The sequence below is a fragment of the Neisseria lisongii genome (genome assembly GCF_028463985.1).
Taxonomy (GTDB): Bacteria; Pseudomonadota; Gammaproteobacteria; order Burkholderiales; family Neisseriaceae; genus Neisseria; species Neisseria lisongii.
Map to the genome: position 1 here is coordinate 161,281 of NZ_CP116766.1, position 15,269 is coordinate 176,549.

Consider the following 15,269-nt stretch of genomic DNA (forward strand, 5'->3'; position numbering starts at 1 on the left):
TTTTATGTCGAAGCCGTCTGAAAATCTGATTTTAGCTGCGCAGAAACTCGCTTTGCTCGTTTTGGCGAAACCTTCGGTTTTAGCTTCGCAGAAACTCACTTTGCTCGTTTTCAGACGGCATTCATGTAGAATTTAAAGAACACGTGCCTGCTTAGGCAAGCACGCTACACATTGTTCCCCGACCCGCTGGCGGGAAGGGTGGTTTACTGGGGGGTAATATTTTTTGGTTCATTCACTATAGTGAATTTAGAGTGTGTTAGAAATTTGGTTCGTTCACTATATATATTCACGAACACGTGCATGTTTTGGTATGCACGCTACCACTGAGTTTGGTGTGGCGTGTGTGCCGCAGCACGCACGTGTCTCAACTTGTGTCTGGATTTCTATAAAAAATTCGGTGTTTCAACCATATTGCTTTAGGGCATTTACGGCAAGGCCGTTCGTTGCCGTTTTCTGTCTTGTATTACTTGAGCGATTTACTCTGTTATTAAGAATAAAAATCAATAATTTAAACTAAATAAAATTAGACTATGAAGTATGAATGCCTTACAATTTAGGGTAACAGCTTTGATAGTAATAATAGATATGGCTGCAAAAATATCTGCAAAACGGTATTGGCGCAGTAAAAGGCCGTCTGAAAAGCGGCTTGGTGATTGAGGAACACAATGATGAATGTATCAAGACGGCAGTTTTTTAAAGTTACCGCCGCCGGCGCAGGGGCGACGGGTTTGGCGGTGATGGGTGCGATGCCGACCAATGCGTGGGCGGAAGTGCGGCAGTACAAGCTCGCCCGTGCGACCGAAACCCGCAACAACTGTACTTACTGTTCGGTAGGCTGCGGCACGCTGTTGTACAGCATGGGCGATGGTGCGAAAAATGCGAAAAAGGTAATTTTCCATATTGAGGGTGATCCGGATCATCCGGTGAGCCGTGGTTCGCTGTGTCCGAAAGGGGCTTCGCTGCTGGATTTTGTGCATAGTCCCAACCGTGTGCTGTTTCCGGAGGTGCGCGAGGCGGGCAGCAATGAGTGGAAACGGATTTCATGGCATGAGGCGCTGACCCGCATTGCCAAACATATTAAGGCCGACCGTGATGCCAATCTGATTGTGCAGAACGAAGCGGGCGTGCCGGTTCACCGTTTGCCGACTTTGGGGATGCTCACGGCTTCGGCTTCTTCCAATGAAACCGGTATTCTGACGCAAAAATGGATGCGTTCGCTGGGGATTGTGGCGACTGATGCGCAGGCTCGGGTGTGCCACGGTCCGACGGTGGCGGCGCTGGCTTCGACTTTCGGTCGGGGTGCGATGACGAATACGTTTGTCGATATCCAACACGCTGATTTTATTATGGTGATGGGCGGCAATGCGGCAGAAGCGCACCCTGTAGGCTTTAAATGGGTGATTGAGGCGAAAAAGAAAAAAGGCACGAAATTATTTGTGGTCGATCCCCGCTTCAACCGTACGGCTTCGGTAGCGGATTTTTATGCGCCGATACGTTCCGGCTCGGATATTGCGTTTTTGGGTGCATTGATTAATTGGTTGGTCGAAAACGATAAAATTCAATGGAAATATGTCAAAGCCTATACCAATGCTTCGTTTATTGTGGCGGAAGGTTTTGATTTCAATGAAGGTTTGTTTTCGGGTGCAGGCGATTTGCCGAGTGCGGCAAAAGGCGGTTTCTACGACAATGAATCGTGGTTTTATGAGTTGGACGGCGAAGGCCATGCTAAAACCGATCCGACGCTGCAACACCCGCGCTGTGTGTTCCAGTTGATGAAAAAACATTATTCCCGCTATACGCTGGATATGATGACGGCGACCTGCGGCACGAGCAAGGAAGATTTCCTGAAAGTGGCCGAAGCATGGGGCGAAATGTCGGCACCGGACAAGGCGGGTACGATTCTGTATGCGTTGGGCTGGACGCAGCACACTACAGGCAGCCAGATTATCCGTACCATGGCGATGATTCAGCTGCTGTTGGGCAATATCGGTATGTCGGGCGGCGGCGTGAATGCTTTGCGCGGCCACTCGAATATTCAGGGTTTGTCGGATTTGGGACTGCTTTCTACTTCGCTTCCGGGCTATTTGGTATTGCCGAACGAGAAAAACCATCCGACTTTCCAAGATTATCTGGCCAAGCAGACACCGAAAGCCCTGCGTCCGGGACAGTTGAACTATTGGCAGAATACGCCGGCGTTTATGGTCAGCTTCCTGAAATGGATGTATGGCGAACATGCGCAGAAAGAAAACAACTGGGGTTACGACTGGTTGCCGAAATGGGACAAAATGTATGATGTGATGCAGTTGGTCGAGCTGATGTATCAAGGCAAAATCAACGGCTTGCTGGTGCAGGGTTTCAATGCGCAGGCTTCTTTCCCCGATACTAACCGGGTTACCGAGGCATTTTCTAAGCTGAAATATATGGTGGTGATGGACCCGATGAAAACCGAAACGGCTTCGTTTTGGGAAAACCACGGCGAAGCCCACGAAACCGATCCTGCCAATATCCAAACCGAAGTATTCCGCCTGCCGACTCCGTGTTTTGCCGAAGAGGCCGGTTCGATTGTGAACTCGTCCCGCTGGCTGCAATGGCATCATCCGGGTCAAAACCCGCCGGGCGAAGCATTGCCTGACTTGGATATTTTGGGCGAATTGCACGTGTTGCTTAAAGAAATGTATGAAAAAGAGGGCGGCACAGCGCCCGAGCCGATTACCAAACTGGCATGGCATTATCAAAATCCGAATGCGCCGACGCCGGAAGAAATGGCAAAAGAGTCAAACGGCTATGCACTTGCCGACATCAAAGATTCAGACGGCAATATCGTCCGCCGCAAAGGCGAGCTGCTTGACGGTTTCGCCCAGTTGCGGGATGACGGAAGCACATCGTGCGCCACTTGGATTTTTTCCGGTTCGTGGACGCAGGCGGGCAACCAGATGGACCGTCGGGACAATACCGATTCCGGTTTGGGCAACACGCCGAAATGGGCGTGGGCATGGCCGGCCAACCGCCGCATTCTGTATAACCGTGCTTCCTGCGACCCGAGCGGCAAGCCGTGGAATCCGCAGCGGGAATTAATCCGCTGGGACGGCAAAAAATGGACGGGTGCCGATGTGGCGGACTTTAAAGCCGACGCTGCGCCTGATTCGGGTATGAATCCGTTTATTATGAACGAAGAGGGCGTAGGCCGCCTGTTTGCCGCCCGCAAGCTGGTGGACGGCCCGTTCCCGGAACATTACGAGCCGGTCGAATCGCCGATTGCGACCAATCCGCTGCACCCGAAAGTGGTGCAGACACCGGCCATGCGCCTGTTTGACAGCGTGAAAGAACGTATCGGCAACAAAGAAGAGTTTCCGTATGTCGGCACGACATACCGTCTGACCGAGCATTTCCAATTCTGGACGAAATCCGTGAAGCTGCTGATGATTGCCCAGCCGGAACAGTTTGTCGAAATCAGCGAAGAATTGGCGCAGGAAAAAGGCATTGTCAAAGGTGATTGGGTTAAAGTCAGCTCAAAACGGGGCTTTATCAAAGCCAAAGCGGTGGTTACCAAACGGGTGAAACCGCTGACCGTAAACGGCCAAACCGTCCATCAAATCGGTATTCCGCTGCACGGCGGTTGGGAAAACGTTTCGGGCCGCCAGCAGTTTTTGGTGAACTCGCTGACCCCGTTTGTCGGCGACTGCAACACGCAGACCCCCGAATACAAAACCTTCTTAGTCAATATTGAGAAAGCATAAGGAGCGGAAAATGGCATTACAATCATTAGACATCAAACGCCGCTCTGCTACTTCCGGCGTTACCCCGCCGCCGGGCGTACGTAAGCCGACAGAAGTGGCCAAGCTGATTGACGTGAGCAGCTGTATCGGCTGCAAAGCCTGTCAGGTTGCCTGTTCGGAGTGGAACGATATCCGTGACGAAATCGGCGAGAACATCGGTGTGTACGACAACCCTGTCGATTTGACGGCAAAAAGCTGGACGGTGATGCGGTTTAGCGAAACCGAAGAAAACGGCAAGCTCGAATGGCTGATCCGCAAAGACGGCTGTATGCACTGCGCCGATCCGGGCTGTTTGAAAGCCTGTCCGTCGCCGGGGGCGATTATCCAGTATGAAAACGGGATTGTGGATTTCCATCAGGAAAACTGTATCGGCTGCGGTTATTGCGTGGCGGGTTGTCCGTTTAACATTCCCCGTATCAACAAGGAAGACAACCGTGCCTATAAATGCACGCTGTGTTCCGACCGGGTGGCGGTCGGCCAAGAGCCTGCTTGTGTGAAAACCTGTCCGACCGGTGCAATCCAATTCGGTTCGAAAGAAGACATGAAAGCCGTGGCTCAAGAGCGGATTGAAGATTTGAACCGCCGGGGTTTTGCCAATGCCGGCCTGTATGACCCGCAAGGCGTGGGCGGTACGCATGTGATGTATGTGCTGCACCATGCCGACAAGCCGAATCTGTATCACGGTTTGCCGGAAAATCCGAGCATCAGCACCACGGTCAAACTGTGGAAAGGCCTGCTCAAACCATTGGCGACGTTCGGTATTGCCGCCGCCGCTGTAACCGGCTGGATGCACTATATTACCGTCGGCCCGAACCGTGCGGTAGAGGAGGGCGAAGAGCCGGAAGTAATCGGCAAAGACGGCAAAATCTTATCGCGTGAGGAGGACGCATAATGAAAGAAAAGCTGATTCAACGCTATACGCGTCCCGAACGGATCAACCACTGGGTGGTTGCCCTGTGTTTTGTGCTGCTGGCGATTTCCGGTTTGGCATTTTTCTATCCCGCCTTTTTCTGGCTGACCGGCGTATTCGGTACGCCGCAGCTGGCAAGAATGGTGCATCCGATTATCGGCGTGGTGATGTTTTTGGGCTTTGCCCGCCAGTTTCTGCGTTATTGGCGGCATAACTTTTTCAGCGGCGATGACTTCAAATGGATGATGTCGGTGTGGAAAGTGTTAAACGGCCACGAAGTCGGCGATACCGGCAAATACAACGGCGGTCAGAAAGGCATGTTTTGGCTGATGACGGCGTGTATGCTGGTGTTGGTGGTAACCGGCATTATCGCTTGGCGGCCGTATTTCGCCCCGCATTTTCCGATTCCCGTTATCCGCTTGGCGCTGCTGGCGCATGCTTGGGCGGCTACGGTATTGATTGCGGGTATTATCGTCCATGTGTATGCCGCCATTTGGATTAAAGGCACGATTCGGGCGATGGTCGAAGGTGTGGTAACGCAGGCTTGGGCGAAAAAACACCACCCGAAATGGTATCGTGAAATGCTGGCGAAATCGCAGCAGCAATCGGGCAGCGATAAGCCTTAATCGGGCATAAAGCCGACAACAAAGGCCGTCTGAAAACCGTGTTTCTTGTTTCGCAAACTTGAAACCACGGTTTTCAGACGGCCTGTTCTTGTTTTCAGATTTCCAAAAATCCCCCGTTTTCCTTGACTTCTTCCATCACCACATAGCTGCGGCTTTCGGCGGCGGCGGGCAGTTGCAGCAGAATATTGCCCAGCATATCCCGATAAGCCGACATATCCGACAGACGCACTTTAATCAGATAGTCGTATTCGCCCGAAACCAGATGGCATTCCAAAATCTGCGGAATACGGAGTACTTCGCGGCGGAAGTCTTCAAAAATATTGCCCGATTTGGAACGCAGCTTGATTTCGACAAAAACCAGCAGATTTTGCCCCAACGCATTCGGATTGAGGCGGGCGTGGTAGCCGGTGATGAAATTGTCCCGTTCCAAGCGGCGCACCCGCTCGGTAACCGGCGTGGTCGAGAGGCCGACTTTTTCCGCTAGCTCGGTCATCGGCAGGCGTGCATTTTGTTGGAGCAGCTTGAGGATTTTCAAATCGATTTTATCGAGTTTTTTCATATTGCCAATCTCTTTTTACCGGATATTATTTAGGGATAAAACCAAAAAAAATCGGAAAATAAAGTGAAATAAACTATGAAAATTTCACTACACTAGACTACGTTTTGCTGCTTGAAGCAGCCGGCAGCAGTATATCAGGAAAACTGCTGTTGATTGCAAATAAACAGAGTGTCCGGTGATCGTTGGCAGCGATATTTCCCAGATATTTTATGCCTGACGATACCCGCAAAGGAGAGAAACAATGAAAACAGTTGTATTGGGTGCCGGTATTGCCGGTGTCAGCACCGCATGGTTTTTGCTGCAGGCTGGGCATGAAGTAACCGTTATCGACCGTGCCGAATCATCGGCGATGGAAACCAGTTTTGCCAATGCCGGCCAGCTTTCCTACGGCTATACCACGCCGTGGGCTGCGCCGGGGATTCCGACCAAGGCGGCAAAATGGCTGTTTAAAGAACATTCGCCGCTGATTCTGCGTCCGGACGGCAGCCTGTATCAGCTGCAATGGCTGCTGAAAATGCTGAAAAACTGCAACGAGGCCAGCTACCACATCAACAAAGAACGCATGGTGCGGATTTCGGAATACAGCCGTGAAATGTTCCGCCGCTTCGAAGCCGAAACAGGCCTGAATTTCGAAGGCCGCAACAAGGGAACCCTGCAGATTTTCCGTACCGAAAAAGAAGTGCAGGCGGCAGAGAAAGATATTGAAGTATTGGCGGCTTACGGCGTGCCATACAGCCGTCTGAAAGCCGAAGAATGCCTGCAATTCGAACCGGCGCTGCATCATGCGGTGAACAAAATCGCCGGTGCGCTGCATTTGCCAAACGATGCCACGGGCGACTGTCATCTGTTTACCCAACGATTGCAGAAAATGTGCGAAGAAAAAGGCGCTGTGTTTGCCTTTAACCGCAACATCGAGCGGATTGAAACGGCGGGCAAACGGGTAACGGCGGTTTATGCGGGAGGCGAACGTTTTGAAGCAGAACATTTTGTCTGCGCCTTGGGCAGCTTCAGCCGTCAGGCAATGGCGCAGCTGGGCTTGGATTTGCCGGTGTATCCGGTCAAAGGCTATTCGCTGACCTTGCCGGTCGTTAATAGCGACGAAGCGCCGGTGTCCACCATTTTGGATGAAACCTATAAAGTCGCCATTACCCGCTTCGACAACCGCATCCGTGTCGGCGGCATGGCCGAATTGTCGGGCTACGGTCTGGCATTGCCGCAAGAGCGTTACGAAACCCTGAGCTTGGTGGTCAATGACCTTTACCCGAACGGCGGCGATTTGTCGCAGGCAAAATTCTGGAGCGGCCTGCGTCCGATGACACCGGACAGCACCCCGATTATCGGCGCTACCCGTTTCGACAATCTGTTTTTAAACACCGGCCACGGCACTTTGGGCTGGACAATGTCGCTCGGTTCGGCAAAAATAACCGCCGATTTAATCTGCGGCGTGCAGCCGGAAGTGCGCTATGATGATTTGGCACTGACACGCTACGCAGCCTGACCTATCGTGAATTCACTTTAAAAGCATAACGGCGTTGGCCGCCTTATCCTACTTTTGAATTGAATTCACTGTATTTTGCAACAGGAAACCGATTATGCGCCCACTAAACGCCCAAATCCGCTTGGATTATCTGAGAGAAAACTATCAAACCCTGAAAAATCTTCACGGCGGCAAAATGCTGGCGGTGGTCAAAGCCGATGCCTACGGCCACGGTGCAGTACGCTGCGCCCACGCCTTGGCCGATTTGGCAGACGGTTTTGCTGTCGCCACTTTGGACGAAGCGGTCGAACTACGGAAACACGGTATCAAGCAGCCGATTGTGCTGCTCGAAGGCGTGTTTGAAGCCGAAGAATACGCCAAAGTCGATGAATACCGCCTGTGGCCGGCGGTCGGCAGTCAATGGCAGCTTGAAGCCCTGATTGCCTATCCGTGGCAGCAGCCGGTCAAAGTCTGGCTGAAAATGGATTCGGGTATGCACCGGGCCGGTTTTTTCCCGCACAACTATTCTTCCGCCTATACCGCCCTCAAACAATGCCCGAATGTTGCAGATATCGTCAAATTCAGCCATTTCGCCTGTGCCGACGAACCCGAAAACGGCATGACCGAAATGCAGCTCGAAGCCTTTGATTTGGGCTGCGAGGGCTTGGCAGGCGAAGAAAGCCTCGCCAATTCCGCCGCCATTTTGAACGTGCCTCAGGCTCGGCGGGACTGGGGGCGTGCCGGTATCGCCCTGTACGGCATTTCCCCGTTCGGCGGCACAGACGAACGCCTGAAACCGGTGATGCGGCTGGTTACGCAGGTATTCGGCGAACGGGTTTTGCAGCCACACTCCCCAATCGGCTACGGCGCAACGTTTTACACCAGCAAATCCACCCGTGTCGGCCTGATTGCCTGCGGTTACGCCGACGGCTATCCCCGCCGTGCTTCCACCGACTCGCCCGTTGCCGTGGACGGTAAACGCAGCCGTGTGATCGGCCGAGTGTCGATGGATATGATGACCATCGAACTCAATGCCGCCCAAGATGGCTTAGGGCATGAAGTCGAACTGTGGGGCGATGTGGTCAATATCAACGAAGTCGCCCAAGCCGCCGGTACGATTGCCTACGAATTATTGTGCAACATCAAACGGGCAAAATTCACGTATTATGAATAAAACCGTTTGGTTTTGACGATAAGGCCGTCTGAAAATCGCATTTTCAGACGGCTTTTTAGTGGGTTCACGATATATCTCATCAATTTTGCAATCTGTTCCCCGTCCCGCCGACGGGAAGGGGGTTAGGGGAAGGGCGGCTCGTTGTATCATCATATTTTTTGCTTAATTCACGATAGCTTTCCGGTTTTGTTTCACTATATAATGAACCACATTTTCATTTGCGGAGCAAACCCATGAGCCATTCTGTGATTACCGTTATCGGCAAAGACCGTGTCGGCATTGTCTATGACGTATCCAAAATTCTTGCGGAAAATCAAATCAATATCCTCAATATCAGCCAGCAGCTGATGGATGATTTTTTCACCATGATTATCTTGGTGGATACGGCGCAATGTCCGAAATCCCGTCAGGAAATGTTGGACGTGTTTGCGGCCGAGAGCCAAAAACTGGCACTGGATATCCGTATGCAGAACGAGGAAATTTTCCAAGCCATGCACCGTATTTGAAAGGCCGTCTGAAAAATGAGTATCCAGTCCAACGAGATTTTAGAAACCGTCAAAATGGTTGCCGACCAGAATTTTGACGTACGCACCATCACCATCGGCATTGATTTGCACGACTGTATCAGCAGCGACATCAATGAGTTAAACCAAAATATCTACAACAAAATTACCACCGTCGGCAAAGATTTGGTGGCAACCGCCAAACATCTGTCGGCAAAATACGGCGTACCGATTGTGAACCAGCGCATTTCCGTTACGCCGATTGCCCAAATTGCCGCAGCGACCAAAGCCGGTTCTTACGTCAGCATCGCCCAAACGCTCGACAAAGCCGCCAAAGCCATCGGCGTATCGTTTATCGGCGGCTTTTCCGCCTTAGTGCAGAAAGGCATGTCGCCGGCGGACGAAATCCTGATCCGCTCGATTCCCGAAGCCATGAAAACCACCGATATTGTGTGCAGCTCCATCAATATCGGCAGCACCCGTGCCGGTATCAATATGGATGCGGTCAAACTGGCGGGCGAAACCATCAAGCGTACGGCGGAAATCACCCCCGAAGGGTTCGGCTGTGCCAAAATCGTCGTATTCTGCAATGCCGTTGAAGACAATCCGTTTATGGCAGGCGCATTCCACGGTTCGGGCGAAGCGGATGCAGTGATTAACGTCGGCGTATCCGGTCCGGGCGTGGTGAAAGCGGCTTTGGAAAATTCAAATGCGGCAACGCTGACCGAAGTTGCCGAAGTGGTGAAGAAAACCGCTTTTAAAATCACCCGTGTCGGCGAATTAATCGGACATGAAGCGTCTAAAATCCTCAATATTCCGTTCGGTATTTTGGACTTGTCGCTTGCCCCGACTCCCGCCGTCGGCGATTCCGTCGCCCGCATTCTCGAAGCCATGGGCTTGAGCGTCTGCGGCACGCACGGCACGACAGCGGCTTTGGCATTGCTGAACGATGCCGTGAAAAAAGGCGGTATGATGGCTTCAAGCGCAGTCGGCGGTTTGAGCGGCGCATTTATCCCCGTTTCCGAAGACGAGGGCATGATTGCCGCCGCCGAAGCAGGCATACTGACGCTGGACAAACTCGAAGCTATGACCGCCGTCTGCTCCGTCGGGTTGGACATGATTGCCGTTCCCGGCGACACACCGGCGCACACGATTTCGGGCATTATCGCCGACGAAGCCGCCATCGGTATGATTAACAGCAAAACCACCGCCGTGCGCATCATTCCGGTAACAGGTAAAACCGTCGGCGAAAGCGTCGAATTCGGCGGTTTGCTGGGCTATGCACCGATTATGCCGGTGAAAGAAGGCTCGTGCGAAGTATTCGTGAATCGGGGCGGCCGAATCCCCGCACCGGTGCAGTCGATGAAAAACTGACAGATACAGAAAACGGCGGTTCGGGCGAACCGCCGTTTTTATATAGTGAATCAACCGAATTTCCAGTACACTTAAAATCTAATGCACCTGTCATTCCGACGAAAGTCGGAATCCATTTGTCGGCTCAAGTAACTGTTTTTTCTTTACGGTTTCCGAATCTGATAGATGGATTCCGACTTTCGTCGGAATGACGAGTGTATTTGGAAATTGTATGGATTTTTGAGTGGATTTACTATGGTGGGAATATTTCAGAGACAGGCAAAGGCCGTCTGAAAATACGCAAAGCGAATTTTCAGACGGCATGGTTATCAAAGCGGCAGGCTTATTCCGCAGCAGGGGTTTCGGAAACTGCTTCTGCTGCTTCAGCAGGGGTTTCTACAGGCGCTTCGGCTGAGGCTTGTTCGGCTTTTTTAGCGGCTTGGGCGGCTAAGGTTTGCTGTACGGCCGGGTGTTGTTGGGCGATGGCTTGCTCTTCCGGGCTGACTTCGCCTTTGAAACGGTTGTTCAAATCAAAACGTTTGCCGCCTCGTGCCAAGGCTTTGAGGTAGCGGGGGCGGCGGCAGTGGTTGGCCAACACTCGGGCAATCAGCGTCGGATCGAATTGCGGCAGGGCGGCGACCAGATCTTGGTCGATGCCGACGGCCAGCGGTTTGAACCGTTTGAACACGTCGTATTTATTGTAGATATGATCGGCGATCATATCGGTCTGTTTCTTTTTGCTCATGGTTTGGACGGCAGATTTCAATGCGGCGCCCAAGGCGGTTTCTTGTGTCATGTTGCTTGTATTCCTGTCAATGAAAGGCGTGCACGTCCGACGGCACGATAATGGTTGCCATTGTATTATAAAAACTCGGGTTTTGGCTAACGATTCGTGTGTTGCGGTTTATTTTGCCCGTGTAATATCGGGCGTGGCTACGGATACATCGGCATTTTGCGCACGCTGGCGCAGGGCGTGGTCGATCAGCACCAAAGCCAGCATGGCTTCGGCAATCGGGGCGGCACGCAGGCCGACGCAGGGGTCGTGGCGGCCGTGGGTGGCGAGTTCGACCGGATTGCCGTCGATGTCGATGCTGCGGCGGGGCGTAGCAATGCTGCTGGTCGGTTTGACGGCAATATTGATGTGGATATCCTGTCCGGTGCTGATACCGCCGACTACGCCGCCGGCATGGTTGGACAAAAAGCCCTGCGGTGTCAGCTCGTCGCCGTGTTCGCTGCCTTTTTGGCTCACGCAGCCGAAACCGGCACCGATTTCTACGCCTTTGACGGCGTTAATACTCATCATGGCGTGGGCAATGTCGGCATCGAGGCGGTCGAAGACCGGTTCGCCCAAGCCCAGCGGAATGTTTTTCGCTTCGATATGCAGCTTGGCCCCGACCGAATCCAAAGATTTGCGCACGCTGTCCATATATTGTTCCAAGTCTTCGATTTGGCTGTGGTTGGCGGCAAAAAACGGGTTTTGGGCAATCCATTCGTAGCCTTCAAAGGCGATTTCTTTTTCGCCGATTTGGGTAACATAGGCGGTGATTTCTACGCCGAAAGTTTCCCGCAGCCATTTTTTGGCCACAGCACCGGCGGCAACACGGGCGGCGGTTTCACGGGCGGAGCTGCGGCCGCCGCCACGATAATCCCGAATGCCGTATTTGTGCCAATAGGCATAATCGGCGTGGCCGGGGCGGAAACTTTGGGCGATGTTGCCGTAATCCTTGCTGCGCTGGTCGGTGTTGCGGATTAACAGGGCAATCGGCGTGCCGGTGGTTTTGCCTTCAAATACGCCGGAGAGGATTTCCACTTGGTCGGCTTCGCGGCGCTGGGTAACGTGGCGGCTGGTGCCGGGTTTGCGCCGGTCGAGATCGCTCTGAATATCGGCTTCGCTCAGAGCCAGCCCCGGCGGACAGCCGTCGATAATGCAGCCCAACGCCGGGCCGTGGCTCTCGCCGAAAGTGGTTACGCTGAAAAGTTGTCCGAAAGTATTGCCTGCCATATATTTCTGCTCTGTGGATTGGATAGATAAAGGAATAAGATGGGGATTTTAGCATAAAAGGCCGTCTGAAAATCGGTTTTCAGACGGCCTGTTTGATGCTTTTATCAGCTTAGTTTGCCGTGGCACTGTTTGTATTTCAAACCGCTGCCGCACGGACACGGGTCGTTGCGGTGGATGACGATGCCGGCGGCGGCGAGGGCATCGGCGCTGTAGTCGGCGGTTTGGTTGGGGTCGAATGCTTCGGTTACTAAGTCGGTTTTGGAGTTGCCGAGCAGCTCTTCCATATCCGGCGCTTGGGAGTGGACGGTCTGGATGTCGGTTGGTGCGTGTTCGGCGGTTTCTTGGGCGACGTTTTCGTTGCGTTCGATTTGGACGGCAATCAGCAGGGAGGCGATGTTTTGCTTGATGCCCTGCCACAGGTTTTCAAACATGGCGAAGGCTTCCCGTTTGTATTCCTGTTTCGGGTTTTTCTGGGCGTAGCTGCGCAGGTGGATACCTTGGCGCAGGTAGTCCATTGCGGCTAAGTGTTCCCGCCATTGGTTGTCGATGACCTGCAGCATGACGTTGCGTTCGAAACCGGCCATGGCGTGTTTGCCGACCAGTTCGACTTTTTCGGCGTATTCCTGTTCGACTTGGGCAATCAGGCGTTCTTTGATGTCTTGGTTGTCCAAGGTGTTTTCGGCTTTCAGCCAGCCTTGAATGTCGGCGGCAAGGCGGAATTCGGCGGCAAGCTGCTGCTCGAGCGCTGGGATTTCCCATTGTTCTTCCATGGTATCCGGCGGCATGTGCAGATCGACAAGATCGCTGATGATTTCTTCGCGAATGTTTTTCGCTAAATCGCTTACGTCTTGATTGGTCAGGATTTCGTTGCGTTGGTGGTAAATCACTTTGCGCTGGTCGTTGGCAACGTCGTCGTATTCCAATACCTGTTTGCGCATATCGAAGTTGCGGCCTTCGACTTTGCGTTGTGCGCCTTCGATTTGGCGGGTCAGCAGGCTGTGTTCGATGGCTACGCCGCGCTCGGGAGCGAGGCGGTTGAGAATGGCGGCGGCTCGGTCGAGGGCAAACAGGCGCAGCAGCGGGTCTTCAAACGAGAGGTAGAAGCGGCTGGAGCCGGGGTCGCCCTGACGGCCGGCACGACCACGCAACTGGTTGTCGATACGGCGGCTTTCGTGGCGCTCGGTGCCGATGATGTGCAGGCCGCCTGCGGCCATTACTTGGTCGTGTTCTGCCTGCCAGCCGTTTTCCAGTCCGGCAATTTTTGCCTGTTTGTCTTCATCGCTGAGTGCGGCATCGGCATGAATGGCATCGATTTGGTGCTTGAGGTTGCCGCCCAAGACGATGTCGGTACCGCGACCCGCCATATTGGTGGCCACGGTAATCGCACCGACTTTGCCTGCCTGCGCCACAATCAGGGCTTCACGTTCGTGTTCTTTGGCGTTCAACACGTTGTGTGGAAGACCGGCCTGTTGCAGCAGGCGGGAAACTAATTCTGAATTTTCGATGCTGGTGGTGCCGACCAAAACCGGTTGCCCACGTCCGTAGCATTCGGCAATGTCTTTGACAACGGCTTCGAATTTTTCTTCGGCGGAACGGAAAATCTGGTCGTTGAAGTCTTTGCGCTGTACCGGACGGTTGGTCGGGATAATCACGGTTTCCAAGTTGTAAATGCTTTGGAATTCAAAGGCTTCGGTGTCGGCGGTGCCGGTCATGCCGGAGAGTTTGGTGTAGAGGCGGAAATAGTTTTGGAAGGTGATGGATGCCAGCGTTTGGTTTTCACGCTTGATGTCCACGCCTTCTTTGGCTTCTACGGCCTGATGCAGGCCTTCCGACCAGCGGCGACCCGCCATCAGACGGCCGGTAAATTCGTCCACAATCACGATTTCGCCGTCCTGAATCACATAATGCTGGTCTTTGTGGAACAGCGAATGGGCGCGCAGGGCGGCCATCAGGTGGTGCATCAGGGAAATATTGGCGGCGGAGTAGAGCGAATCGTTTTCCTGCAGCAAGCCCATTTGGGTGAGAATCTGTTCGGCGTGTTCGTGGCCGGCTTCGCTCAAAATCACTTGGTGGGCTTTTTCGTCCACCCAGTAATCGCCTTCGCCGTCTTCGGTTTCTTGGCGTACCAAATGGGCCGGTACGGTGTTCATTACTTGGTAAAGCTGGATATTGTCGTCGGCCTGACCGGAAATAATCAGCGGCGTGCGGGCTTCGTCAATCAGAATCGAGTCCACTTCATCGACAACGGCGAAATTCAGTTCACGCTGCACTTTGTCGTATTGGTCGGTTACCATATTGTCGCGCAGGTAGTCGAAACCGAATTCGTTGTTGGTGCCGTAAGTGATGTCGGCACCGTAGGCGTTTTGACGGTCAAACGGCTGCAGGTCGGCAAGAATCACGCCGACAGTCAGGCCTAAGAAGTTGTAGAGCGGCTGCATGGTCGCAGCGTCCCGTGCGGCGAGGTAGTCGTTGACAGTAACAACGTGTACGCCTTTGCCGGACAGGGCGTTGAGGTACACTGCCAGTGTGGCAACCAGCGTTTTGCCTTCGCCGGTACGCATTTCGGCGATTTTTCCGTTGTGCAGCACCATGCCGCCGATCAGTTGCACATCAAAGTGGCGCATACCCAGCACACGGCGGCTGGCTTCGCGACAGACGGCGAAGGCTTCGACCAAAATGTCGTCCAGCGTCTGACCGTCGGCAAGGCGTTGTTTGAATTCGGCGGTTTTGGCCTGCAATGCGGCATCGTCCAAGGCTTGGAGGCCTTCTTCCAGCGCATTGATTTTGGCTACGGATTTACGGTATTGTTTCAGCAGGCGGTCGTTGCGGCTGCCGAAGATTTTTTTAGCGATATTTGTCAGCATGTATAGAAATTCCTACGCCTGATTC

At 53.2% G+C, this 15,269-nt stretch carries 11 protein-coding genes; 7 read left to right on the forward strand and 4 right to left on the reverse strand.

All coding sequences use genetic code 11. The features are described 5' to 3' along the window. The first annotated feature begins 668 nt into the window (after positions 1–668). Genes fdnG through PJU73_RS00820 form a run of 3 tightly spaced genes read left to right on the forward strand, consistent with a single transcriptional unit; the run spans position 669 to position 5,312 of the window. Positions 669–3,737 (forward strand): formate dehydrogenase-N subunit alpha, encoded by a 3,069-nt coding sequence (gene fdnG, locus PJU73_RS00810; RefSeq protein WP_237091061.1) that lies wholly within the window; start codon positions 669–671, stop codon positions 3,735–3,737. Between the two features lie 10 nt (positions 3,738–3,747). Beyond that, positions 3,748–4,668: a formate dehydrogenase subunit beta gene (gene fdxH / locus PJU73_RS00815; RefSeq protein ID WP_237090996.1), complete on the forward strand. Its 921-nt coding sequence runs from the start codon at positions 3,748–3,750 to the stop codon at positions 4,666–4,668. Continuing rightward, positions 4,668–5,312, forward strand: coding sequence for a formate dehydrogenase subunit gamma (locus tag PJU73_RS00820; RefSeq protein ID WP_237090997.1), 645 nt, complete (start codon positions 4,668–4,670; stop codon positions 5,310–5,312). The genes fdxH and PJU73_RS00820 overlap by 1 nt, the downstream gene beginning before the upstream one ends. 94 nt (positions 5,313–5,406) lie before the next feature. Here PJU73_RS00820 and PJU73_RS00825 read toward each other — a convergent pair whose 3' ends face one another. Further along, the gene (locus PJU73_RS00825) at positions 5,407–5,871 is read right to left on the reverse strand and encodes an Lrp/AsnC ligand binding domain-containing protein (protein WP_237090998.1); all 465 of its coding nucleotides are present in this window, start codon (positions 5,869–5,871) and stop codon (positions 5,407–5,409) included. A gap of 241 nt (positions 5,872–6,112) precedes the next feature. On the opposite strand from PJU73_RS00825, the gene PJU73_RS00830 reads away from it, so the two are divergent. From PJU73_RS00830 to PJU73_RS00845, 4 genes are all read left to right on the forward strand, one after another. Beyond that, complete coding sequence (locus PJU73_RS00830) at positions 6,113–7,369, forward strand: D-amino acid dehydrogenase (RefSeq protein ID WP_237090999.1); 1,257 nt, start codon at positions 6,113–6,115, stop codon at positions 7,367–7,369. A gap of 94 nt (positions 7,370–7,463) precedes the next feature. Beyond that, positions 7,464–8,522, forward strand: a complete 1,059-nt coding sequence (alr, locus tag PJU73_RS00835) for an alanine racemase (RefSeq protein WP_237091000.1) — start codon at positions 7,464–7,466, stop codon at positions 8,520–8,522. Positions 8,523–8,755: 233 nt separating this feature from the next. Continuing rightward, the gene (locus PJU73_RS00840; RefSeq protein WP_237091001.1) at positions 8,756–9,028 is read left to right on the forward strand and encodes an ACT domain-containing protein; all 273 of its coding nucleotides are present in this window, start codon (positions 8,756–8,758) and stop codon (positions 9,026–9,028) included. Positions 9,029–9,043: 15 nt separating this feature from the next. Continuing rightward, a complete protein-coding gene (locus PJU73_RS00845; RefSeq protein WP_237091002.1) occupies positions 9,044–10,399 on the forward strand; it encodes a PFL family protein in 1,356 nt (451 codons plus the stop codon). 322 nt (positions 10,400–10,721) lie between these two features. Here PJU73_RS00845 and PJU73_RS00850 read toward each other — a convergent pair whose 3' ends face one another. From PJU73_RS00850 to secA, 3 genes are all read right to left on the reverse strand, one after another. Then, a complete protein-coding gene (locus tag PJU73_RS00850) occupies positions 10,722–11,174 on the reverse strand; it encodes a ProQ/FINO family protein (protein ID WP_237091003.1) in 453 nt (150 codons plus the stop codon). A gap of 108 nt (positions 11,175–11,282) precedes the next feature. Beyond that, positions 11,283–12,380 carry a chorismate synthase gene (aroC, locus tag PJU73_RS00855; RefSeq protein WP_237091004.1) on the reverse strand — a complete coding sequence of 366 codons (1,098 nt, stop codon included), beginning with the start codon at positions 12,378–12,380 and terminating at the stop codon, positions 11,283–11,285. Between the two features lie 104 nt (positions 12,381–12,484). After that, positions 12,485–15,244, reverse strand: a complete 2,760-nt coding sequence (gene secA, locus PJU73_RS00860; RefSeq protein ID WP_237091005.1) for a preprotein translocase subunit SecA — start codon at positions 15,242–15,244, stop codon at positions 12,485–12,487. Positions 15,245–15,269 lie beyond the last annotated feature (25 nt).